This is a genomic window from Modicisalibacter coralii (assembly GCF_004117855.1).
Lineage (GTDB): Bacteria > Pseudomonadota > Gammaproteobacteria > Pseudomonadales > Halomonadaceae > Modicisalibacter > Modicisalibacter coralii.
Map to the genome: position 1 here is coordinate 213,774 of NZ_QWBW01000006.1, position 23,217 is coordinate 236,990.

Annotated in this window: 22 protein-coding genes; 8 read left to right on the top strand and 14 right to left on the bottom strand. The window is 67.2% G+C overall.

Annotated features, from left to right (window positions below; all coding sequences use genetic code 11):
- Window positions 1-33: 33 nt before the first annotated feature.
- The gene (locus tag D0901_RS01510; RefSeq protein WP_129138517.1) at window positions 34-636 is read left to right on the top strand and encodes a porin family protein; all 603 of its coding nucleotides are present in this window, start codon (window positions 34-36) and stop codon (window positions 634-636) included.
- A gap of 140 nt (window positions 637-776) precedes the next feature.
- Complete coding sequence (locus D0901_RS01515; RefSeq protein WP_129138518.1) at window positions 777-2,609, top strand: glycerophosphodiester phosphodiesterase family protein; 1,833 nt, start codon at window positions 777-779, stop codon at window positions 2,607-2,609.
- Between the two features lie 77 nt (window positions 2,610-2,686).
- Here the strand turns inward: D0901_RS01515 and ppsA are convergent, their stop codons facing one another.
- Window positions 2,687-5,059, bottom strand: coding sequence for a phosphoenolpyruvate synthase (gene ppsA / locus D0901_RS01520; RefSeq protein ID WP_129138519.1), 2,373 nt, complete (start codon window positions 5,057-5,059; stop codon window positions 2,687-2,689).
- Window positions 5,060-5,291: 232 nt separating this feature from the next.
- Here ppsA and ppsR point away from each other — a divergent pair, with 232 nt between their 5' ends.
- Window positions 5,292-6,125, top strand: a complete 834-nt coding sequence (gene ppsR, locus D0901_RS01525; RefSeq protein WP_129138520.1) for a posphoenolpyruvate synthetase regulatory kinase/phosphorylase PpsR — start codon at window positions 5,292-5,294, stop codon at window positions 6,123-6,125.
- Between the two features lie 10 nt (window positions 6,126-6,135).
- Here the strand turns inward: ppsR and D0901_RS01530 are convergent, their stop codons facing one another.
- The 5 genes from D0901_RS01530 to D0901_RS01550 form a co-directional block, all read right to left on the bottom strand.
- Window positions 6,136-6,711: a DJ-1 family glyoxalase III gene (locus tag D0901_RS01530; RefSeq protein WP_129138521.1), complete on the bottom strand. Its 576-nt coding sequence runs from the start codon at window positions 6,709-6,711 to the stop codon at window positions 6,136-6,138.
- 63 nt (window positions 6,712-6,774) lie between these two features.
- Window positions 6,775-7,173 carry a rhodanese-like domain-containing protein gene (locus D0901_RS01535; protein ID WP_233440320.1) on the bottom strand — a complete coding sequence of 133 codons (399 nt, stop codon included), beginning with the start codon at window positions 7,171-7,173 and terminating at the stop codon, window positions 6,775-6,777.
- On the bottom strand, window positions 7,170-8,081 hold the full coding sequence (mmsB, locus tag D0901_RS01540) for a 3-hydroxyisobutyrate dehydrogenase (RefSeq protein ID WP_129138522.1): 912 nt from the start codon (window positions 8,079-8,081) through the stop codon (window positions 7,170-7,172). Before mmsB ends, D0901_RS01535 begins: the two co-directional genes overlap by 4 nt.
- A 79-nt stretch (window positions 8,082-8,160) precedes the next feature.
- Window positions 8,161-9,267, bottom strand: a complete 1,107-nt coding sequence (locus tag D0901_RS01545; RefSeq protein ID WP_129138523.1) for an enoyl-CoA hydratase/isomerase family protein — start codon at window positions 9,265-9,267, stop codon at window positions 8,161-8,163.
- Window positions 9,268-9,322: 55 nt separating this feature from the next.
- Complete coding sequence (locus tag D0901_RS01550) at window positions 9,323-10,489, bottom strand: acyl-CoA dehydrogenase family protein (protein ID WP_129138524.1); 1,167 nt, start codon at window positions 10,487-10,489, stop codon at window positions 9,323-9,325.
- 151 nt (window positions 10,490-10,640) lie between these two features.
- Here D0901_RS01550 and D0901_RS01555 point away from each other — a divergent pair, with 151 nt between their 5' ends.
- The gene (locus D0901_RS01555) at window positions 10,641-11,087 is read left to right on the top strand and encodes a MerR family transcriptional regulator (RefSeq protein ID WP_129138525.1); all 447 of its coding nucleotides are present in this window, start codon (window positions 10,641-10,643) and stop codon (window positions 11,085-11,087) included.
- A 58-nt stretch (window positions 11,088-11,145) separates the two neighbouring features.
- Window positions 11,146-12,858 carry an AMP-binding protein gene (locus D0901_RS01560; protein ID WP_129138526.1) on the top strand — a complete coding sequence of 571 codons (1,713 nt, stop codon included), beginning with the start codon at window positions 11,146-11,148 and terminating at the stop codon, window positions 12,856-12,858.
- Window positions 12,859-12,976: 118 nt separating this feature from the next.
- On the opposite strand, the gene D0901_RS01565 is transcribed toward D0901_RS01560, so the two are convergent.
- The 6 genes from D0901_RS01565 to D0901_RS01590 form a co-directional block, all read right to left on the bottom strand.
- Complete coding sequence (locus D0901_RS01565) at window positions 12,977-13,705, bottom strand: S-methyl-5'-thioinosine phosphorylase (RefSeq protein ID WP_129138527.1); 729 nt, start codon at window positions 13,703-13,705, stop codon at window positions 12,977-12,979.
- 57 nt (window positions 13,706-13,762) lie between these two features.
- Window positions 13,763-14,341, bottom strand: coding sequence for a hypoxanthine-guanine phosphoribosyltransferase (locus D0901_RS01570; protein ID WP_129138528.1), 579 nt, complete (start codon window positions 14,339-14,341; stop codon window positions 13,763-13,765).
- Window positions 14,334-15,605: a mechanosensitive ion channel family protein gene (locus tag D0901_RS01575; RefSeq protein WP_129138529.1), complete on the bottom strand. Its 1,272-nt coding sequence runs from the start codon at window positions 15,603-15,605 to the stop codon at window positions 14,334-14,336. The genes D0901_RS01570 and D0901_RS01575 overlap by 8 nt, the downstream gene beginning before the upstream one ends.
- 2 nt (window positions 15,606-15,607) lie before the next feature.
- The gene (gene nagZ, locus D0901_RS01580) at window positions 15,608-16,645 is read right to left on the bottom strand and encodes a beta-N-acetylhexosaminidase (protein WP_129138530.1); all 1,038 of its coding nucleotides are present in this window, start codon (window positions 16,643-16,645) and stop codon (window positions 15,608-15,610) included.
- 70 nt (window positions 16,646-16,715) lie between these two features.
- Window positions 16,716-17,234: a L,D-transpeptidase gene (locus D0901_RS01585; protein WP_129138531.1), complete on the bottom strand. Its 519-nt coding sequence runs from the start codon at window positions 17,232-17,234 to the stop codon at window positions 16,716-16,718.
- Window positions 17,235-17,236: 2 nt separating this feature from the next.
- The gene (locus tag D0901_RS01590) at window positions 17,237-17,896 is read right to left on the bottom strand and encodes a TetR/AcrR family transcriptional regulator (RefSeq protein WP_129138532.1); all 660 of its coding nucleotides are present in this window, start codon (window positions 17,894-17,896) and stop codon (window positions 17,237-17,239) included.
- A 258-nt stretch (window positions 17,897-18,154) separates the two neighbouring features.
- On the opposite strand from D0901_RS01590, the gene lexA reads away from it, so the two are divergent.
- Together lexA and dinB are read left to right on the top strand one after the other, a co-directional pair.
- Window positions 18,155-18,808 carry a transcriptional repressor LexA gene (gene lexA, locus D0901_RS01595; protein ID WP_129138533.1) on the top strand — a complete coding sequence of 218 codons (654 nt, stop codon included), beginning with the start codon at window positions 18,155-18,157 and terminating at the stop codon, window positions 18,806-18,808.
- A gap of 15 nt (window positions 18,809-18,823) precedes the next feature.
- Window positions 18,824-19,870, top strand: a complete 1,047-nt coding sequence (dinB, locus tag D0901_RS01600) for a DNA polymerase IV (protein ID WP_129138534.1) — start codon at window positions 18,824-18,826, stop codon at window positions 19,868-19,870.
- A 73-nt stretch (window positions 19,871-19,943) separates the two neighbouring features.
- Here dinB and purU read toward each other — a convergent pair whose 3' ends face one another.
- A complete protein-coding gene (gene purU, locus D0901_RS01605) occupies window positions 19,944-20,795 on the bottom strand; it encodes a formyltetrahydrofolate deformylase (protein WP_129138535.1) in 852 nt (283 codons plus the stop codon).
- A gap of 386 nt (window positions 20,796-21,181) precedes the next feature.
- Between purU and D0901_RS01610 the strand changes: the two genes are divergently transcribed.
- Window positions 21,182-22,768 carry a ribonuclease J gene (locus D0901_RS01610; RefSeq protein ID WP_129138633.1) on the top strand — a complete coding sequence of 529 codons (1,587 nt, stop codon included), beginning with the start codon at window positions 21,182-21,184 and terminating at the stop codon, window positions 22,766-22,768.
- A 149-nt stretch (window positions 22,769-22,917) separates the two neighbouring features.
- Here the strand turns inward: D0901_RS01610 and D0901_RS01615 are convergent, their stop codons facing one another.
- Window positions 22,918-23,205, bottom strand: coding sequence for an H-NS family histone-like protein (locus D0901_RS01615; protein WP_129138536.1), 288 nt, complete (start codon window positions 23,203-23,205; stop codon window positions 22,918-22,920).
- Between the last annotated feature and the right edge of the window lie 12 nt (window positions 23,206-23,217).

Here is a 23,217-nt window from a genome sequence, read left to right on the forward strand (position 1 = left end):
CGACCCGCGACGCTGCTTTCAAGGAGAACACGCATGACCATCAGGACACTGCTGACCGCCTCACTGGCCACCACCGGCCTGCTCGTCGCCGCCACGCCGGCCCTCGCCGCCGACGACGGCAAGGGGCTGTATCTGGGGATCGGCACCGGTTTCAGTTCGCTGAAGAATGACGACGACGAGATCGACAACTTCATCGAGTCCGGCAGCGAGGATTTCGATGTCGACGACGACGACAACGTCTTCAAGGGCTTCGTCGGCTATGAGTTCAACCCCTACTTCGCCACCGAAGTGTTCTACGCCGATCTGGGCCGTACGCGCCTGGAAGGCAACAACGGCGCCAACACCGATCTCGAGTCCAGCGCCTACGGGGTGAGCGCGGTCGGCCAGTTACCGATCACCTCCTGGTTCACCGCCTTCGCCAAGGCGGGTATCGCCAAGTGGGAGACCGACGTCGACGGCAACCTGGGCAACGCCAACGTCGATCTGGAAGATCAGGACGGTACCGACCCGGTCTACGGCGTCGGCGCCCAGTTCAACCTGGACCCCTTCCTGATCCGAGCCGAATACGAACGCTACGATTTCGACAGCGACTACCAGATCGACTCCTTCACCGCATCGGCCGGCTGGCGCTTCTGAGCCCACCGCGACATCGTCACGCGACGCCGGGCCCCGCCCGGCGTCGTTCGTTCACCGACAGCGCGTATCCCGGGGCACCGCGTCCGCCGGCCAGGTGGACGGGTTTGCCAGCGCCCCGGGAACGGTGACAGTCTGAAGGCATGCTCGAGACAACCTCCGGCGCATTGGCGCCCCGCGCCCTGGGGCTGGCAGTCGGTCGCTCCCTGCGCGAACACTGGCGGCCGCTGGTCGCCTACCAGCTCTTCTTCACCCTGCTCGCCACGACGCTCCTGCTGCCGATCGGCGCCACGCTGCTGGCGGCGTTGCTCAAGCGGCTGGGCCGTCCGCTGCTCACCGGCACGCAACTCCTCGACACCATCCTCACCCCGCTGGGACTGCTCTGGATGCTGGTGGCGATCGGTCTCGCCAGCCTGCTGCTGGTACTGCAGCAGGCCGGCATGTTGCTGGTGGTGACCCGCCCCGCCGCCAATCGCTACCGCCTCGCCCTGGAAGCCCTGTGGGGCGTCGGCCGCCGCCTGCCGGGATTGACTTTGCTGACCCTGGTACAGACCGGCGCCCAGGTCGCAATCGCCCTGCCGATGATCCTGGCGCTGACCGGGCTCTACCAGCTGTGCCTGGGCGACATGGAGAGTTATGTCATCTCCCAGACCCATCCGCCGGCCCTGTGGGGCTTCCTCGCGGCGAGCATCGCCCCCCTGCTGCTCTGGTTGTGGGCAGCGGCCAGCCTCCATCTGCGCTGGTCTCAGGCGCTGGCGGTGCTGATGCTCGAGGATCGCTCCGCCCTGAACGCCCTGAGGCGCAGCCGGACGCTGACCCGGGGCCGCCACCGTCCCCTGCTGCTGCCCGTCGCGCTCCCGGCGGTGCTGATCATCGCCCTGCCGGTAGCGGCGTCCGCCCTGTTCGACGCCCTGTTCACGCCGCTGCTGTGGTGGCTGCCCGAGCGGGTGGCGGTGCTCATGCCGGCGATGCTCGGCTATCTCACGCTCTACGGCCTGCTGGCCCTGACGGCGACCTTCATCGGGGCGGCGATCAACAGCCTGCTCGGCGGCTGCGTCTATCTGCGCCTGGCCCACCGCCGACCGCGGCCGCCGACCCCGACCTCGCACGATCATCCGGCCTGGGTGGCGTGGGGCGCCGAGGCCCTGGTGCTGGCGTTCGCCGCCTGGCAGGCGTGGTCGGTACTCAACAGCTTCGAGATCCACGACACGGTCACGGTCACCGCGCACCGTGGCAGCGCCGCCCAGGCACCGGAAAACACCCTGGCGGCCTTCGATCGAGCGATCGCCGACGGCGCGGATTACATCGAATTCGATGTGCGCCTCTCCGCGGACGATCGGGTGGTGGTCTCCCACGACGACAGCCTGCGCCGTCTCATCGGTTCATCGCAGCGCATCAGCGAGATGGCCTGGGCCGACATCCAGCGCATCGATGTCGGCAGCTGGTTCGGCGACGCCTATCGCGGGCAGCGCATTCCGTCGCTGAGCCAGGTGCTGGACGCGACCCGGGGTCGGGTCAAGCTCTACATCGAGCTCAAGCCGGTGGGCGGCAATGCCGAGGCGCTGGTCGACGCCGTCCTCGAGCGCCTGCCGCGGGAGCGCTACGACGAGATCGTCATCGCCTCGCTCTCGTCGCGGGCGATTGCCGCCGTTGAGCGCCGCGCCCCGACACTGCGCACCACCCTGTTCGCCCAGTTCCTGGTTCGCGGCGGGCTCTACCTGGGGCCCATCGACGCCCTCGGGCTGCGCTACAACCGCATCACCGAACACAGCGTCGAGGCCGCGCATCGCCGCGGCTACGCCCTGCATGCCTGGACGGTCAACGATCGCCGGCAGATGGCCCGGTTGATCGACCTGGGCGTCGACAACATCATCACCGACCGACCGGCCCTGCTTCGCGAGGTGCTGCGCGAGCGCGACGATCTCAGCGACGGCGAGTTGCTGCTGTTGAAGCTGCGCAGCTGGCTACACTCTTGAGGGCGTCCCCGAATCCAGGACGAAAAAAACCCGGCCTCTCGCGAGACCGGGCAGGGGGAGGTGTTGCGTCGTGAGGCTCAGCCCAGGGTTTCGCCGGCCAGCATGAACCAGGTCTCGAGTACCGCATCGGGGTTCAGCGACACCGAGTCGATACCCTGCTCCATCAGCCACTTGGCCAGGTCGGGATGGTCCGACGGCCCCTGGCCGCAGATCCCCACGTACTTGCCCTGCGCCCGGCAGGCGGCGATGGCCATCGACAGCAGCTTCTTGACCGCCGGATTGCGCTCGTCGAAGAGGTGCGCCACGATCCCCGAATCGCGATCCAGGCCGAGCGTCAGCTGGGTGAGGTCGTTGGAACCGATCGAGAAGCCGTCGAAGTGTTCGAGGAATTCCTCGGCGAGCAGCGCGTTGGCCGGCAGCTCGCACATCATTATCACCTTGAGGCCGCGCTCGCCACGCTTCAGGCCGTTGGCGGCGAGCAGGTCGACGACCTGGCGGGCCTCCTCCGGGGTGCGCACGAACGGCACCATGATCTCGACGTTGTCGAGCCCCATCTCGTCACGGACACGCTTGAGCGCGCGGCACTCCAGCTCGAAGCAGGGCCGGAAGTCCTCGGAGATGTAGCGCGAGGCGCCGCGGAAGCCGAGCATCGGGTTCTCTTCACCCGGCTCGTAGAGCTTGCCGCCGATCAGGTTCTCGTACTCGTTGGACTTGAAGTCCGACAGGCGCACGATCACCCGCTTGGGATGGAACGAGGCCGCCAGGGTCGAGATGCCCTCGACCAGCTTGTCGACGTAGAAGGAGACCGGGTCGTCGTAACCGGCGGTACGCACGTCGATGATCTGCTGGAGATCGGTGGGCAGGGTGGCGTAATCGATCAGCGCCCGGGGGTGTACGCCGATCATGCGGTTGATGATGAACTCGAGACGCGCCAGGCCGACCCCGGCACTGGGCAGACCGGCGAAGTTGAAGGCGCGGTCGGGATTGCCGATGTTCATCATGATCTTGAACGGCAGCTCCGGCATGCTGTCGACGCTGGTGGTCTTGCAGTCGTAGTCGAGCAGGCCGTCGTAGACGTGGCCGGTGTCACCCTCGGCGCAGGAGACGGTGACCTCGCGGCCCTCCTCGAGGACCTCGGTGGCATCGCCGCAACCCACCACCGCCGGGATGCCCAGTTCGCGGGCGATGATCGCCGCGTGGCAGGTGCGCCCGCCGCGGTTGGTGACGATCGCCGAGGCGCGCTTCATGACCGGCTCCCAGTCGGGGTCGGTCATGTCGGTGACCAGCACGTCGCCGGGATTGATCTTGTCCATCTCTTCGGTGGACTCGACCACCTTGATGGCGCCGCTGCCGATGCGCTGGCCGATCGCCCGACCGGCGATCAGCTGGCGCCCCTTCTCCTTCAACTGGAAGCGCTCGAGCTTGCCGCCCTCCTGATTGGAGACCACGGTCTCGGGACGCGCCTGGACGATGTAGAGCTTGTCGTCATCACCGTCGCGGGCCCACTCGATGTCCATCGGCCGGCCGTAGTGCTGCTCGATGATCACTGCCTGCCGGGCCAGCGCCATGACATCCTCGTCGCTGATGCAGAAGCGGGCCCGATCGCCCAGCGGCACGTCCACGGTCTGCACCGACTTGCCCGCCGAGGCCTCGTCGGTGTAGGTCATCTTGATCAGCTTGGACCCCAGCGTGCGGCGCAGCACGGCGGGGCGTCCGGCGGCCAGGGTCGGCTTGTGGACGTAGAACTCGTCGGGGTTGACCGCCCCCTGGACGACGGTCTCGCCGAGACCCCAGGAACCGGTGACGAACACCGCATCGCGATAGCCGGATTCGGTGTCGAGGGTGAACATCACCCCGGCGGCGCCGGTTTCGGAGCGCACCATCTTCTGGATCCCCGCCGACAGCGCGACCTGGGCATGATCGAAGCCACGATGCACGCGGTAGGAGATGGCGCGGTCGTTGAACAGCGAGGCGAAGACCTCGTGGACGGCACGCTTGACGTTGTCGAAGCCTTCGATATTGAGGAAGGTCTCCTGTTGGCCCGCGAAGGACGCATCGGGCAGATCCTCGGCGGTCGCCGACGAGCGCACCGCGACCTTGAGGTTGGCATGGCGCGACTCGAGCTCGCGATAGGCTTCGCGCAGCGCGGCCTCGAATTCCGGCGGCAAGGGGGTGTCGATGACCCACTGGCGAATCTCGCGCCCGACCCGGGTCAACTCGCCGACATCGTCGACATCGAGCCTGGCGAGTGCGGCGTTGATGCGCTCGTTGAGCCCCTCGTGGGCAAGGAACTGACGATAGGCGTGGGCCGTGGTGGCGAAACCGCCGGGCACGGTGACACCGGCATCGGCGAGATTGGAGATCATTTCACCCAGTGACGCGTTCTTGCCGCCCACCCGATCGACGTCGTCCATGCCCAGGCGATCGAACCATTCGATGTAGTGTTCCAAGAGACCCCCTTGATCCAATGCGGTGCCGGCGCCGGGTGCGCCGTGCTTGCCAGATGGACGACACGGTACCAAGACGACCCCTTATTAGCCATTAGTCTAATAGCGAAGTCACTGGAGTATTTTTACAACACCGGGCGTTTGCGGTGCTTTCCTGTAGTCGGGCCAGCGAACTCGGTTGTCGCCCCTCCCGCGAACCGCGACAATATCGCGAACTTCCCGCGAGAATCCCGGCATGACCCGCACCGCTTTCTTCATCTCCGACGGCACCGGCATTACCGCCGAGACCCTGGGCCGCAGCCTGCTCGCCCAGTTCGCCAGTCTCGAGATCCGCATGGTCACCAAGCCCTACATCGACTCCACCGAGAAAGCCGCGAACCTGGCCGCGGTGATCGAGGCCACCGCGGTGCGCGACGGCGAGAAGCCGATCATCATCGACACCATCGTCGATCAGGCGATCCGCGAGATCATCAGCCGGGCGCCGGGCTTCAAGGTGGACGTGTTCACCACCTTTCTCGCCCCACTGGAGGAGGAACTCAACGTCCATTCGTCCTATTCGGTGGGCCGCACCCACGCCATCGGCCAGGACGACGTCTACATGCACCGCATCGACTCGGTGCACTTCGCGCTGGACAACGACGACGGCGCGCGGATCCATCAGTACGACACCGCCGACGTGATCCTGATCGGTGTCTCGCGCTGCGGGAAGACGCCCACGTCGCTCTACCTGGCCCTGCAGTTCGGCATTCGCGCCGCCAACTACCCGCTCACCGAGGACGACCTGGACGAGGACGGCATGCTGAAGATGCCCCGCGCCCTGGCACCCCACCGTCACAAGCTGTTCGGTCTGACCATCGACCCGCGCCGGTTGGCGGCGATTCGCAGCGAGCGCCGCCCCAACAGCCGCTACTGCTCCATCGACCAGTGCCTGCAGGAGATCCAGCAGGCCGAAGCGCTCTACAAGCGCCACCACATCCCCTACATCGATACCACGCGCTTCTCGATCGAGGAGATATCCACCCGCCTGATCGCCGAAACCGGCCTGCAGCGGCGCTTCAGCCCGCGCTGACGCCGGCCGCTCAATACTGCCCGGCCAGCTCCATCAACAAGCCTTCGGCGATCCGCCGCTCCGTGGCATCGTCGACCAGCAGGCGCGCCAGATGCAGGGCGAAGGCCATCGCCGTCCCCGGCCCCTGACTGGTCAGCAGCCGGCCGTCCTCGACCACCGGCTGCTGGGACAGGTGACCGCCGGCGTCTTCCAGCGCGGCCTGAAAGGCCGGGTAGCCGGTGACCACGTGGCCGCGCACCAGGTCGTGCCGCGCCAGCACGATGCCCGGCGCGGCACAGATCGCCGCGATCCAGCCGCCGCCATCGCGCTGACGTTGCAGCAACGCGGTCAGGTGTCCGGTGTCACGCAGGTGCTCGGCCCCCGGCATGCCGCCGGGCAGGACGATGGCATCGAAGTCCGCGTCCTCGTCCAGCGCCTCGAGCCGGGTGTCGGCGACCAGCCGCGTGCCGCGAGACAGCGTCACGGTCGCCTCCGCCATCACCGATGCCACCGTGACCCGGACATCGGCGCGCCGCAGCACGTCGATCAGGGTGACGGTCTCGATGTCCTCGCTTCCGTCGGCCACCGCGAGCAATACCTTCGCCATGGAATCGTCTCCTCAAGGGTCGGTTAAACCACTCCCCTCAGGATAGAAGTCCAGCGACGGCGTTCAATCGCCATCTCGCGCGACCGGCCCCCGCGCCTCGCGCCAGGCGCTGAAACCGCCGCCGATGTGGCACACCGGGCCGAACCCCATGCGCTGCAACTGCTGGACGGCCAGCGCCGAGCGTTGCCCCAGGGCGCAGAACAGCACGAAGCGGTCGCCGCTGGCGAACACCTCGCGGTGATACGGTGAGGCCGGATCGACCCAGAACTCGAGCATGCCGCGCGGCGCGTGCACGGCGCCGGGAATGCGTCCTTCGCGGGCGAGTTCGCGCACGTCGCGAATGTCGACGAAGGTGACACCGTCGCGGCCGTGCAGCGCCAATGCCTGGTCGACGCTCAGCGTCTCGATCTCGCGCTCGGCCTGGGCCACCAGTTCGGCGACCCCCATGATGCGGGACGTCACGATGTCTCGCCCTCCTCGCCGGCGCGATACAACCGCTGGATGCTCGAGAAATCCAGCCGGCCGCTGCCCTGGCTGGCATGCAGGGCATAGAGATTGCGCGCCTGCCCGCCCATGGGGATCGGCGCACGCGACGCCAGGGCCAGATTCGTCGCCAGGCCCAGGTCCTTGTTCATCAGGTCGACCAGGAAGCCGCCCTGGTAGTCGTTGGAGGCCGGCGCCTGCTCCATCACCCCCGGCCAGGGATTGTAGACGTTGAGTGCCCAGTTGCCGCCGGAGCTCTGCTTCATGATCTCGGAGAGCACCGCCGGCTCGAGGCCGTTCTTGACGCCCAGCGCGAGCGCCTCGGCGGTACCGCTCATGAGGATGCCGAGCAGCATGTTGTTGCAGATCTTGGCGACCTGACCGGCACCGCTGTCGCCGGCGTGGAAGACGTTCTTGCCCATCGCCTCGAGCACCGGTCGGGCCTGGGCGAAGCCCGCGTCGCTGCCGCCGACGATGAAGGTCAGGGTCCCGGCCCTGGCGCCGCCGACGCCACCCGACACCGGCGCGTCCAGATAGCTCAGACCGCGGCGGGCGGCCTCCCCGGCCACCTCGCGGGCGTCCTCGGGGGCGATGGTCGAGGCATCGATCAGCAGCGGCCGCTCGGTCAATTCGTCGAGCAGGCCGGGCTGGTCGTCGCCGCCCAGATACAGCGCCTTGACGTGCTCGCCGGCGGGCAGCATCGATACCACGACCTCGGCACCTTCGGCGGCCTCGCGCGCCGAGGCGCCACGCCGCGCACCGGCCTCTTCGACGACCTGCATGGCCGCCTCCACCAGATCGAAGACCATCACCGAATGCCCGGCCTTGACCAGATTGACGGCCATCGGAGCGCCCATGTTGCCCAGGCCGATGAATGCGATTTGCATGACGTGTTCCTTTGCTGGTTGTTGTGAATGGCGGACTTCGCACGCCTTGCCCCCGCGCCGGACCTTCGCAAAGGCGCGCTCAGAGAGCTCGTAACGGATGTTCCTCCGGTGCCCACAAGGGCGCCAGGAAATCGTCGACATCCGCGCGCGGCACCGCGGCGACGTCGCGATGCGACCAGCGTGGCTGCTTGTCCTTGTCGATCAGCAGGGCACGGACGCCTTCGGCGAGATCGGCGTGTCGGGTGCACTGCACCGACAGGTTCAGCTCGTCGCGGAAGGCGTCCGCCAGGCTGGTGTGACGGTGACGCGCCTGCATCTCCCAGACCAGATAGGCCGTCACCGGACAGCCGGCGGCCAGCCGCGCGCGATTGGCGGCGAGCCAGGCATCGTCGCGGGTATCGTCGAGAATCCGCCGCACGGCCTCGGCGACATCGGCGACGTCGACCAGCGCCTGGAGGGTGTCGAAGTGCGCCAGCACCTGGCCCGGCGGCGCCTGCTCGCGATGCTCGAAGCGGCCGAGCACCTCGGCGACCGCCGCCGCGGGCCGGCTCAGGTCCGCCTCGCGCAGGGCGACGATGAGCGCATCGCGACGCTCGCGGGGAATGAAACGGTCCGCCAGCCCCAGAGACAAAGCATCCCGCGCGTTCAACTGGGCACCGGTGAGCCCCAGGTAGCGCCCCACCCCGCTGGGCATGTGATTGAGAAACCAGCTCGCGCCGATGTCCGGATACAGGCCGATGGTGATCTCCGGCATGGCGATCCGCGAGGTCTCGGTGACCACCCGTTCACTGCCCCCGGCCATCAGCCCCAGGCCGCCGCCCATGACGATACCGTCGCCCCATACCACGAGCGGCTTGGGATAGGTATGGATGCGGTAGTCGAGGCGGTACTCGGCGGTGAAATAGCGGGTCGGAAAGTCATCGCCGGGCGTCTGCGCATCCCCTTTCATGGCGTGATACAGGGCGACCACGTCGCCGCCGGCACAGAAGGCCTTGTCGCCGCTGCCCTCGAGCCAGACCGCGGCGATCGCCGGGTCCGCCTCCCAGGCCTCGAGCTGGGCCTCGAGCCGCTCGATCATGCTCAGCGACAGGGCATTGAGCGAGCGTGGCGCCTCGAGCCTGGCGATGCCCAGCCGGGCATCGCCGTGGCCGGTGAGTTCCTCGAAATGGACGAGCGGTTCGGTCATGAGACAATCATCTCCCGGTGGGACTGGAACGGATGAGGCATTTTCTTCCCCCGACTCACTGCAGTGCCTCGAGCGCACCGGGCTCGAACAGGCGGCGGGCGGTGATCACGCGCATGATCTCGTTGGTGCCCTCGAGGATCTGATGAACCCGGGTGTCGCGAACCAGACGTTCGAGCGGATACTCCTTGATGTAACCGTAGCCGCCGTGGAGTTGCAGCGCCTCGTTGCACACGGCAAAACCGACGTCGGTCGCCAGGCGCTTGGCCATCGCGCAGTGCGCGCTCGCCTGCGGGTCCTTGCGATCGAGTTGCCAGGCGGCATGGCGCACCATCAGCCGGGCGCCGACGAGGTCGGTGGCCATGTCCGCGAACTTGAACTGCAAGGCCTGGAAGGCCGCCAGCTCGCGGCCGAACTGCTGGCGCTCGTGCAGGTAATCGCGGGACAGCGTCAGCGCCTGCTGGGCCGCCCCCAGCGAACAGCTGGCGATGTTCAGGCGGCCGCCGTCGAGCCCGCGCATGGCCAGCTTGAAACCTTCGCCCTCCGCGCCCAGGCGATTGCCCGCCGGGATCCTGACGTCGTCGAAGCTGACCAGCCGGGTCGGCTGGCTCTTCCAGCCCATCTTGTCCTCGTTCTTGCCGTACTCGATGCCGGGACTGTCGGCGGGAACCACGAAGGCCGACACCCCCGAGGCCCCTGAATCGGGCTCGCCGGTGCGCGCCATGACCACCAGCAGGTCGGTGGCACCGGCACCGGAGATGAACATCTTGCTGCCGGTGATCCGGTAGTCGTCGCCATCGCACACCGCACGGGTACGCAGGTTCGCCGCATCGGAGCCTGCCCCGGGCTCGGTCAGGCAATACGATGCCAGACGTTCGCCGACGACCAACGACGGCATCCAGGTCTCGCGCAACGCCTCGCTGCCCCACTCGGCCAGCATCCAGGTCGCCATGTTGTGGATGGTCAGGTAGGCGGTGGTCGACACGCAGCCCTGAGCGAGCTGCTCGAAGATCAGCGAGGCATCGAGCCTCGACAGCCCCAGGCCGCCGTGGTCCTCGGCGACGTAGAGCGCCAGAAAGCCCGCCTCGCCGGCGCGCTTGATGACGTCCACCGGGAAATGGGCGGTCGCATCCCACTCGGCCGCATGGGGCGCGAGTTCCGCCCTGGCGAAGTCCGCCGCGGCATCCTGCAGGGCCCGCTGGTCGTCACTGAGGGAAAAGTCCATGGTCGTCTCCTCCGGCCGATTCGCTATCAACCTAGCAGCGCGTGGCCGCTCGACAAGACGACTTATGGTCTACTTTACGTAAACGTCAATGCCATTTAGCCTAGCGCTTCGATCCCGGTGACACCTTCGCCATCGAACCGAGGATAGCCGCATGCCCGACACACGCCCGTCCCGCACTTCCCGGCAGGAGGACGCCCGCCATCGCCGCACCTACACTATCGGGGAACTGGCCAAGCGCTTCGCGGTGACCCCGCGAACCATCCGCTTCTACGAACAGGAAGGCCTGCTCGAGCCCGAGCGGCGCGGCCAGACCCGGGTCTACCACGACAAGGATCGGGTGCGGCTCAAGCTGACCCTGCGCGGCAAGCGGCTGGGCTTCTCGCTGGCCGAGATTCGCGAGGTGATCCAGCTCTACGATCAGGCGCCGGACGGCGACGAGCGCCAGCTGCAGCGCATGCTCGACATCCTCGCCGACAAGCGCCAGGCCCTCGAGCGCCAGATGGAGGACATCCGCGCTCTGCAGCACGAACTCGACGACGTCGAAGCGCGCTGCCGCGAGTCGCTGGATGCCCTGGCCCGGCAGCGGGCCGACGCCTGAAGCCTACGCCCATCGACGATGCTTCCCTTTGCGGACAACAACAAGCAGGAATCACGAGATGACACGCCAAGCCAGCCAGCCCCAGCCCAGCAACCGGCCCCCGGTCAGCTATCTCAGCGGTATCGGCCACCTGCCGCTCAAGGGCGAAACCATCGGCGACTGCTTCGATGCCACCGTGGCACGCTACCCGGATCGCGAGGCCCTGATCAGCCGTCATCAGGGCCTGCGCTACACCTGGGCAACGCTCAAGGCGGCGGTCGATCGGACGGCCCGCGCCCTGCTCGCCGTCGGCGTCGCCAAGGGCGACCGGGTGGGGATCTGGGCTACCAACCGCGCCGAATGGGCGATCACGCAGTTCGCCACCGCCAAGATCGGTGCCATCCTGGTCAACATCAACCCCAGCTATCGCACCCATGAGCTGGAATACGCGCTGCGTCAGTCGGGTACCTCGACCCTGATCCTGCAGGGGGCCTTCAAGACCTCGCGCTATGCCGACATGATCGCCGAACTGGTGCCCGAGCTGAACGCCGCCCACGATGGCGATCTGGCCGGCGAACGCCTGCCCGAGCTCGCGCGCGTGGTATGTCTCGACGACGACTGGGCGCTGCCCGGCATGCTCACCTGGGACGCCCTGCAGGCGCAAGGCGACGCCGTCGATGCCGACCGCCTGGCAGCGCTGCAGGGCTCGCTGCAGTTCGACGAGCCGATCAACATCCAGTACACCTCGGGGACCACCGGCGCGCCCAAGGGCGCCACGCTGTCGCACCACAACATTCTCAACAACGGCTTCTTCGTCGCCGAGCGGATCAACCTCACCGCCGAGGATCGCATGGTGATCCCGGTACCGCTGTATCACTGCTTCGGCATGGTGATGGGCAACCTGGGCTGCATGACCCACGGCGCGGCGATGATCTACCCCGGCGAAGGCTTCGACGCCCTGGCCACGCTGACCACGGTCGCCGAGGAGCGGGCTACCGCTCTCTATGGCGTACCCACGATGTTCATCGCCGAACTCGAGCATCCCGAGTTCGCCCGCTTCGATCTCTCGTCGCTGCGCACCGGGATCATGGCCGGCTCGATCTGCCCGATCGAGGTGATGCGTCAGGTGATCGACAAGCTGCACATGAAGGAAGTCAGCATCTGCTACGGCATGACCGAGACCAGCCCGGTGAGCCTGCAGACCCAGACCGATGCGCCGCTCGACAAGCGCGTGACCACTGTCGGCACCATCCACCCTCACCAGGAGGTCAAGCTGATCGATCCGTCCACCGGGCGCATCGTGCCGCGTGGCGAACGCGGCGAACTGTGCACCCGCGGTTACAGCGTGATGCTCGGCTACTGGGACAACCCGGCGGCCACCGAGGCATCGATCGACGCCGCCGGGTGGATGCATACCGGCGACCTGGCGCAGATGGACGACGACGGCTATGTAGCGATCGTCGGTCGTATCAAGGACATGATCATCCGCGGCGGCGAGAACATCTATCCGCGCGAGATCGAGGACTTTCTCTATACCCACCCGGCGATCTCCGACGTCCAGGTGATCGGCGTCCCCGATGAGAAATACGGCGAGGAGGTGATGGCCTGGGTCAAGCTCGTCGACGGTGCCGACCTCGACGAGGAGGCGCTGCGGGCCTTCTGCCAGGGCCGTATCGCCCACTACAAGGTGCCGCGCTACGTGAAGTTCGTCGATGCCTTCCCGATGACCGTCACCGGCAAGATCCAGAAGTTCAAGATGCGCGAGGTGGCCACCCACGAACTGGGGCTCTAACGGCTGCGAGCTGCGGGCTGCGGGCTGCGGGCTGCGGGCTGCGGGCTGCGGGCTGCGGGCTGCGGCAACAGTGAAGCAACAATCATCGAGCCGGCGTCAATCGACACCGGCTCGTGGCTCAGGCGAGCAACGCTTCGATGACGCGCCGCACCCGCGCCATCCCCGCCGCCACGACAGCATCGATGTCGGTCATGTCGATCTCGCGATCGCTCACCCCCGCGGCCGGATTGACCACCAGTGCCAGCGAGGCATAGGCAAGCTCCAGCTCCCGGGCCAGCGCCGCCTCGGGCATGCCGGTCATGCCCACCAGGCGGCAGCCATCCATCGCCATGCGGGCGATCTCGGCGGCGGTCTCCAGCCGCGGCCCCTGGGTACAGCCGTAGACGCCCCCGTCCTCCAGCGGCTCACCCGCGGTGGCGCCGGCCTCGAGCAGGCGTTCACGCAACGTCTCGCTGTAGGGCCAGGAGAAATCGATGTGCTTCATCGGCTTGAAACGGCCATCGAAATAGCTCGATTCACGCCCCATGGTGTAATCGATCAGTTGATCGGGCACGACCAGGGCCCCCCGCGCCAGGGCCGGGTCGATACCGCCCACCGCATTGACGGCGACGATGCCCGAGGCCCCGGCCTGCTTGAGCGCCCAGAGGTTGGCCCGGTAATTGATGCGGTGCGGCGGCAGCTTGTGCGGGTGACCATGACGCGCCAGGAACAGCACCTCACGGCCCTGCAGCGCGCCCTGGACGACTCCCGCCGACGCCGCCCCCAGCGGCGTTTCCGCCGAATGGCGCTTGATCACTTCCAGCCCGGGCAAGGCGGTGAGACCGGTACCGCCGATGATCGCCAGCATGCTGTCACCTCGCTGATGGTCGTGCGCTGAACGCCGCTTGCGTTGCTGCCGCTTCTATTACAGCCCCTTGGGCGCGAAGATGCCCGGCGCGTTGCGCCAGTAGCCCTTGTAGTCCATGCCGAAGCCGAACACGTAACGGTCCTCGACCTCCAGGCCGCAGTAATCGGCCTTGAGCCCCGGTACCGCCTTGCGCTCGTGGCGCTTGTCCACCAGCACCGCGGTGGAGACGCTGGCCGCCTGCGCCTCGTGACAGTAATCGAGTATCGCCGCCAGCGTCGCCCCCTCGTCGAGGATGTCGTCGACGATCACCACGTGGCGGCCGGCCATGGGGATCTCCGGCGAGACGCGCCAGAACAGCTCGCCACCCCGCAACCCGCCGCGGTAACGGGTAGCGTGCAGGTAGTCGACCTCGAGCGGAAAGCCCAGGCGGGTCAGCAGATGGCCGGTGGTGATCAGCCCACCGTTCATCACGCAGTAGAAGACCGGCAAGGTGTCGCCCAGCGCCTCGGTGATCGAGGCGGCCATGCGATCCAGCGCCATCTCGACGTCCTCCTGGGTGATCAGACAGTCGGCGTTGTCCATGATCTCGCGCATGGCGTTCAGCGAATCGTGGTGGTGGGTATCGAATTCAGACATCGGCATCCTGGTCGGTATCTCTGGCTAGGGGGCCGCGAGCGCGACGCTCCTCGGGAGCGGACTGGCGGCGCGATGTATCCAGCGTGGAAGGCGGGCGTTCGCCGCGCGTGGGATGCGTGCGCGCCTCTTGTTGGTTGGGTTCCCGGTCGTCCGCCGCGGACGCCTGTCCGGGAAAGGGATCGGCCATGTGCAACTCCCGCGCGGGCATGGCGATCGCCGCGCCGGCCTCGTCGACGATGTCGGCGACGCGCAGCAGCACCTCCTGCTTGATCGCCTGGTGCTCGCCCCAGTCGGTGGTGCGGGTGTAGGCATGGATCAGGATATCCAGCGAGTAGGCGCCATAGGTCTGGAAATTGACCAGCAGCAGATTGTCCCGATCGATGCCCTCGTGCTGCTCGAGCATCGTGCGGATACGCCCCACCACGTCGCCGATCCGGTCGAGATCCCGATAGCGCAGGCCGACGCTCTCGTGGATGCGCCGGTTGAGCATCCGCGAGGGATTGACCACCGCGATCGAGCCGAAAATCATGTTGGGCACGTACAAGGGCCGCGAGTCGAAGGTGCGAATCCGTGTCAGGCGCCAGCCGATATCCTCGACCACGCCCTCGATCTCGCGGTCCGGCGAGCAGATCCAGTCGCCGACCTTGAACGGGTTGTCGAGGTGGATCGCCAGCCCCCCGAAGAAATTCGCCAGCACGTTGCGCGCCGCGAACCCGACCACCAGACCGCCGACGCCACCGAAGGCCAGCAGCCCCGACAGCGACATGCCCAGCGCCTGCAGGGCGGCCAGCGTGACCAGGGTGAGGATCGTCGCCCCCACCAGCTTGCTGATCGCCGACGCCGTCGAGGCATCCAGCGGCGTGCCGGGATGCCGCGCCGGCGGGAACACCAGACGCCGCTCGATCTGCCGGGTCAGACGAATCCCGAACCAGCCGATCATCACCAGCACGAACAGCCAGAGGGCGGTGGGCGCGTGCCCGGTCAGCCAGGCGTTGTCCAGCCGCTGGGCGGCGAGCGCCGCCAGGGCGATCACCGCGATCCCCCAGATGCTCACCCACAGCGGGCGCCGCAAGGCCAGCAGCAGGGTGTCGTCCCAGCGATTGCGGGTCTTCTCGAGCAGATGGACGGAGCGCCAGATGACCAGTCGGGTGAACAGGTCGGCGGCCAGCGCGACCACCAGGATCACCGCCGGCGTCACCAGCGGCGCCGGCAGGCCCGTGCGCGTCTCGACCCATTGCTCGAGGGGCGACAGCAGTTCCAGCATGCTCAGCGATCCTGCGGGTTACCCGGTGGCGTCTCGACCAGCGCCTCGAGGCGCGCGTGAATCCGCCGCCAGCGACTCAGCGCCGGCAACGAGTCGATTTCGGGGCGTGCCCGACCGTAACGCAGCTTGGCCGGCCGCTTGGAGGCGTGTCCCGTACAGGCCTCGACGACCTCGAGCGCGGCCTGGCGATCGTTGCACACCAGCACCATGTCGCAGCCGGCCTTGAGCGCCTCCAGCGCGCGTGCGGCGGGTCCGCCGGCGACATGCGCCCCGGCCATGGACAGATCGTCGGAGAAGATCGCGCCCTTGAAGCCCAGCTCCTCGCGCAGCATGCCCAGCCAGTTCGGCGAGAATCCGGCAGGCCGGCTGTCGAAGGCCGAGTAGACGACATGCGCCGGCATCACCCCCTCGAGGCGCCCGGCCAGGGCGGCAAAGGGGATCAGATCGTGCTGGCGCAGCGCGTCCAGCGGCCGCGCATCGACCGGCAGCTCGCGGTGGGAATCGGCGGCCACCCCACCATGGCCGGGGAAATGCTTGCCCACCGCGACCATGCCCGCCTCGTGCAGCCCCTCGACGAAGGCCCCGCCCATCGCCGCCACCGCCTGCGGGTCGGCGGCGAAGCTGCGATCGCCGATCACGCTGGAAAGGCCGGTATCGACATCGAGCACCGGCGCAAAGGTCAGGTCCAGCCCGCATGCCGCCATCTCGAGCCCCAGCAGCCAGCCCGCATCGTGGCAGAACTGCAGCGCGCGCTGTGGATCGTCCGGATAACAGCGCCCCAGTCGGCCCATCGACGGCAAGCGCGTGACGCCCTCGCACAGGCGCTGGACACGCCCGCCTTCCTGGTCGATGGCCAGCAGCAGATCGCTGCGCACGCCGCGCACCGCGGCACACAGTTCGCGCACCTGAGCGGCGTCGACAATGTTGCGCGAGAAGAGGATCACGCCGCCCACCTCGGGTCGCGCCAGCAGTTCCCGCTCCGCACGGGTCAGGGTGGTGCCTTCGAGATCCAGCATCACCGGACCGATCGGTTGGGTCATGGTCGATGTCCTTGGCTGTGAAGGGAGCCGATTCTAGACCAATGGCGTCGCCGAGCAACAGCCATTGCCGTCAGTCATGCAGCCATACCGGCGTCCCCGGCTCGGCGAACGCGACGAGACGCTCCAGCGTCGCATCCCGGGCACGGATGCAGCCGTGGGACGCCGGACGGCCCATCGGCTCGCTGCCCGGGGTGCCGTGAAGGTAAATATAGCGGCGCTGCGAGTCGACGACACCGCCACGATTGATACCGCGCTCCAGGCCGCACAGCCAGAAGATGCGCGACAGGATCCAGTCGCGCCCCGGATGGGCCTCGGCGAGCGCCGGTGAAAAGATCTCCCCGGTGGGCCGACGTCCGCGAAAGACACTGCCCAGGGGCTGGTCGCCGCCGATCACCGCCCGCACGTAGTGCCAGCCGAGCGGCGTACCGCCGCTGCCCTCACGCTGCCCCGGGCCGGCGGCGGCCGTCGACACCGCATGGGTCTCGAGCGCCTCGCGCCCCCGCCACAGCGTCAGGCACTGGCGTTCGACATCGACCTCGAGCCAGGGGCCCGCCTCGGGCGGCAATTCATCGAGTCGGGGCGTGCGCATGCTCACCCCGCCAACGCCTGGGGCGGCTCGGGAAGGGGTGCGTTCATGCCCGCCACGACCACCGGTCGCAGGCGACGGATCAGCTCACGGACGCTGACGTGCTCACCGTAATCCTGCTCGGCGATGTCGCGCAGGGCGTCGAGCCCCGACAGCGTGAAGATCACCGTGCCCAGCATGAAGTGCAACCGCCAGAAACGCTCGGCGTCCGGCAACTCCGGCGTGGCCCGGCGCACCAGTTCGGCGAAGCGGGTGAAGACGCTGCCGTAGTGCTGCTGGATGTAGCCGCGCAGATGCCCCTGGGCCTGGGTATAGGCGAGCCCGAGCAGACGCATGAAGACCTTCAGGCTGTTGCGCTCGGCCGGCACCTCGAGGACCGTGCGGGCCATGTTCTCGAGCAGGACCTCGAGCGGGATCGGCTTGCCGTGGTACTCCGCCTCGAGCGCATCCAGGGTGGCGTGGAAACGTTCGGTGAACGGGTCCAGGTAGCGGGCGAAGACCGCCTGGATCAGGGCCTTCTTCGAACCGAAGTGATAGTTCACCGCCGCCAGGTTGACCTTGGCCTTGCTGGTGATGTTGCGTAGCGAGGTCTCGGCGAATCCCCGCTCGGCGAACAGCACCTCGGCCGTATTGAGGATGCGGGTCACCGTATCGGTCTGGGCCATGGCATATCTCTGCTTGCTTATAAACGATTGTTTAAAACATTTCCGAAATTCTACGCTGCTTACACAGTGACAACAATCCAAGCTGTTTCAAACGCATCGGATCGCCGTGACTGGGCTGGGTAGGCAAACTGACCGAACTCGACGAGGTTTCGTACCGCCCCTGATTTCCCCGGCGAGAATTACTGGATACAATTCCATGCTGTATACTTAACCACACGCCCAGCCACAGCTTCGATTCCAGCGACCAGCGGAGGCCGCATGACCCGCTCACTCACCCCGCGCCAGCAGAACGTCTACGACTTCATCGTCAAGACCATGAACGAGCTGGGGTATCCGCCGACCCGTGCGGAAATCGCCCGCGCCCTGGGCTTTCGCTCTCCCAATGCCGCCGAGGAGCATCTGCGCGCGCTCGATCGCAAGGGGGCGATCCGCATGATCCCCGGCACCTCACGCGGTATCCGTCTGCCGGCACAGGAAACGGAACCGGCCACCGCCGCCGAGGCCGAGCTCGACAGCGGCCTGCCGATCGTCGGCGAGGTCGCCGCCGGCAGCCCGATCCTCGCGGCCGCGCACATCGATCGCTACTGCCCGCTGTCGCCGGACTTCTTCTCGCCCCGCGCCGACTATCTGCTGCGGGTGCGCGGGCTGTCGATGCGCGACGTGGGGATCTTCGAGGGCGATCTGCTGGCCGTGCACCGCACCGATCGGGTCCGCGACGGCCAGATCGTGGTCGCCCGGCTCGAGGACGACGTCACCGTCAAACGCTTTCGCCGCGAGGGACATCGCGTCACCCTGCTGCCCGAGAACGCCGACTTCGCGCCGATCGAGGTCGACCTGCGCCACGATCACCTGGAAATCGAGGGTGTCGGGGTGGGCGTGATTCGCGGCGGCAACGGCCAGGCGCTCGGCTGAGGCGATCGTCCGCGCATGCGCAAGATCCTGCATGCCGACTGCGACTGCTTCTACGCCGCCGTGGAGATGCGCGACGACCCGGCCCTGCGCGATATCCCCCTGGCCATCGGCGGCACCACTGCGCAGCGCGGCGTGATCGCCACCTGCAACTATCCGGCGCGCGCCTTCGGCGTGCGCTCGGCGATGCCCACCGCGCGGGCACTGCGCCTGTGCCCCGGCCTGACGGTGCTGCCGCCGGACTTTCCCCGCTATCGCGCGGTCTCGCAGGCGATTCAGGCGATCTTCCACGAACTCACCCCGCTGGTGGAGCCCCTGTCGCTCGACGAGGCCTATCTCGACGTCAGCGAGGTGGAGCGCTTTCGCGGCAGCGCCACCTGGATGGCCCGCTGGATCAAGCAACAAGCGCTCGAGCGCACCGGTATCACGGTGTCGGTGGGCGTGGCACCCAGCAAGTTTCTCGCCAAGATCGCCAGCGACTGGGAGAAGCCCGACGGCCTGACGGTGATCACCCCCGAGGCCGTCGACGACTTCATCACCGCCCTGCCCGTCGCCAAGCTGCACGGCGTGGGCCCGGCCACCGCGGCCCGTCTCGAGGCCCTGGGTATCCGCACCTGCGCCGATTTGAAGACCTGGCCGCTGGAATCGCTGATCGACACGTTCGGCAAGTTCGGCCGCCGCCTCTTCGAACTCGCCCGCGGCATCGACGAACGCCCGGTACGGGTCGAGCGCGAACGCAAGTCGGTGAGCGCCGAGAACACCTTCCACCACGACCTGCCCGATCTCGCGGCCTGCCAGGCCGCCCTGCCCGAGCTCATCACCCGCCTCGAGACGCGCCTCGAACGTCACGGCAATCCGGCGATCAAGGGGGTCTTCGTCAAGGTGCGCTTCAACGACTTCACCCTGACCACCCTCGAGGCGCCCGGCCACGGCGTCGATCCCGGGCATTATGCCAGGCTGCTCGACGAGGCCTGGGCGCGCGGCAGTCGCCCGGTGCGTCTGCTGGGCGTCGGGGTCCGCCTGCGCCCGCCCGAGGATGCCCGTCAGTTGACGCTGTTTTCCTGACCGGGCGGCGAGCGGACGGCATCACCACGCCCGCACTTCAGTGGCTTGAGTACGGGCGCGAACACGCGGGTTTTCAGGCGAAGACCACCGTCTTGTTGCCGTGGATCAGCACCCGGTCCTGCAGGTGCCAGCGCAACCCGCGAGCCAGGACAGCCTTCTCGATGTCGCGCCCGAAACGCACCAGATCCTCGGCGGTATGACAGTGCGAGATACGATGCACGTCCTGTTCGATGATCGGCCCGGCGTCGAGTTCCTGGGTGACGTAATGGCAGGTCGCACCGATCAGCTTGACGCCACGGTCGTAGGCCTGATGGTAGGGACGCGCCCCGGCGAACGAGGGCAGAAAGCTGTGGTGGATATTGATCACCCGACCGGCGTAGCGCTCGCACAGCGACGGCGGCAGGATCTGCATGTAACGCGCCAGTACCACATTGTCCGCGTCCACCGCCTCGATGAGTCGCTGGGTCTCGGCGAATGCGCTGGCCTTGTCGAGCGGATCGACCGGCACATGATGGAAGGGGATATCGTGCCATTCGACCAGGGGGCGCAGATCGTCATGGTTGGAAATCACGCAGGGAATCTCGCAATCGAGTTCGCCGGTCTTCCAGCGATACAGCAGGTCGACCAGGCAGTGCGATGCCTTGGAGACCATCAGCACCACGCGCTTGCGCCGGGCAATGTCGTTGAGCGCCCAGGTCATCTCGAAGCTGTCCGCGATCGGCTCGAAGGCCGCTTTCAATGCCGCGGCGTCGCTCGGCGAATCGAAACGGATCTCGTAGCGCATGAAGAAACGCCCGGTGGCCAGGTCCGAATGCTGATTGGCTTCGGTAATGGAGCCGCCCTGGGCGGCGATGAAACCGGAAACGCGAGCCACGATACCCACGCGGTCGGGGCAGGAAACGACGAGACGATAGAAATGAGCCATGAATGATCCGTTGAATCGGCTGAAGAGGCGATGATGAAGAGGCGACATTGTAACGAATCGCCGCCGCTTGGCTAAGGAAGCGCTGAATAAATCAGCGAGCGGTGTCAAGCACGAGGCGTACGGCGCACAGGAACCGGAGCCTATGGGGTATAGGTGAGGATTCCGACCGGGCTGGCGTTCCAGCACCGCACAACGAAGTGATTGGCCCGCGCAGCTATTTAGGCAGCGTTTCCCTCACGTTCGTTGTGGCCCCGGCGGGCCATCCCGTATAGTGCAATCTCCATGACGATACCGTGTCGATAATGCTGCACTCCCGAGTCCATGTCCGTCCCCGCCCGCGCCCACCGCTGTATTTCTTCCCGCTGGGAGGCAGCGGCGAAATCGGCATGAACCTCAATCTCTACGGCTATCGCGACGACTGGCTGGCGGTGGATTGCGGGATGATGATTCGTCAGGACCTCCCCGACGGCCCCTTGCAAGTCCCCGATATCGAGCCGCTGTCGGGCCTGGGCATCGTGCCGCGAGCGCTGGTCATCACCCACGGCCACGAGGATCACATCGGCGCCGCCGCCTGGCTGTGGCCGCAGTGGGGCTGTACGGTCTACGCCACGCCGCTCGCCGCCGGTCTGCTGCGCGCCAAGTTTCACGAGCGCGGCCTGTCGAGCGAGGCGATCCATGTCGTCGAGCCCGGCGATGCCCTGGAGTGCGGCGCGTTCATGCTGCGCTACCTGCCGGTGACCCATTCGATTCCCGAGAGCTGCGCGCTGCTGCTGTCCACGCCGCAACACCGCGTCCTGCACACCGGCGACTGGAAACTCGACCCCGAGCCGCTGATCGGTGAGCCGGTCGACGAGACCCGCTTTCGCGCCATCGCCCCCGTCGACCTGCTGGTGGGCGATTCCACCAATGCCCTGCAACCCGGCTGGTCGGGCAGCGAAGGCGACGTGGCCCGCGCCCTCGAGACCACCCTGGCCGAATGCCCCGGACGGGTGATCGTCTCGTGTTTTGCCAGCAACCTGGCGCGGGTGCTGGCGCTGGGCAGGGCGGCGAAACGCTGCGGACGTCGCGTCGGCCTGATGGGGCGTTCGATGGAGCGCATGGTGCGCATCGCCCGGAGCCTGGGCTATCTCGAGGATTTCCCGCCCCTCGTGCCGGTCCGCGACATGGGCTACCTGCCGGCCGAGGAGGTTTTGATCATCGCCACCGGCAGCCAGGGCGAGCCGCGTGCCGCGCTGTCGCGCCTGGCCCGCCACGCCCACCCGGACCTGGAACTCCAGCCCGGCGACACGGTGATCTTCTCGGCCAAGGCGATCCCCGGCAACGAACGCCATATCGAGCGCCTGCAGCGCGGCCTGCGCCACCTCGACGTGACGGTCCTGGAAGAATCCCGGTACCCGGCACTGCATGCCTCCGGTCATCCGGCACGCGACGAGCTGCGCACCTTCTACGAATGGGTCCGGCCGCGCCGACTGCTGCCCGTGCACGGCGAACACCGTCACCAGCAGGCTCATCGGGAGATCGCCGAGGAACTGGGCATCGACGCCCCGCTGCTACCCGGTAACGGGGATCTGATCCGCCTCGACAGACAGGGACTGAGCGTGGAGCGACACATCGCCCTGACGCCCCGTATCGTACATCAGGACAACGTGCATTCACTCCGCGATCTGGAGAGCGCCCCCCAGGACCGCCATGCCCGCGATGGCGATCTGCACCTGGTACTGCCCGTGATCGCCATGGAATCCGGGGGCTGGCAGCGCGTGGGTCGGCTGCTGCTGGACTACAGCGGCCCGTCACCGCTCGATGAAACCGCGTTCGTCGTCTGGCTCGACGACACCCTCGAACAATCGGACAGCGAAACGCTGGCCGAACTGCGCGCCCAGCTCAAGGCACGCCTGCGGCACTGGCTCGCGGACCATATGCGTCGGCCGCCCGCGGTACACCTGCAACTCTCGGCCGCCGAGGCTTTCAGCTGACGCCCGCTCCGGGGCGCCCCGCCCTTTCGTCACAGTCGACACTGCCCGTCCCGCCGGCACGAAAAAAAGCGGACGTCGACGTCCGCTTTTTCCCGGCCTGGGGCGCCCCGGCAACGAAGCGATTCGTCACCGGGGCATGGGCCCGACACTCAGGCTTTTTCGTTCTTGGGGGGACGACCACGACGCCGCTTGGGCTGCTCGGAAACCAGATCGTCGAGCGACAGACCCGCATCGTTGATGGCTTCGCGAATTTCTTCCAGCTTACGCGCCTTGACCGACTCCTCTTCCTGACGACGCCGCTCTTCTTCCTGCTTCTGCTCAATGACCTCGCCGATGACTTCCGCCAGTTTGTGCAACTGTTCCATGCTCAACTGACGCGCGGCTGCTCGCGCCACATTCTTGTTGCGAGCAATCTTTTCCAAGGATTCGCTGGACATCATCCTCCTCCA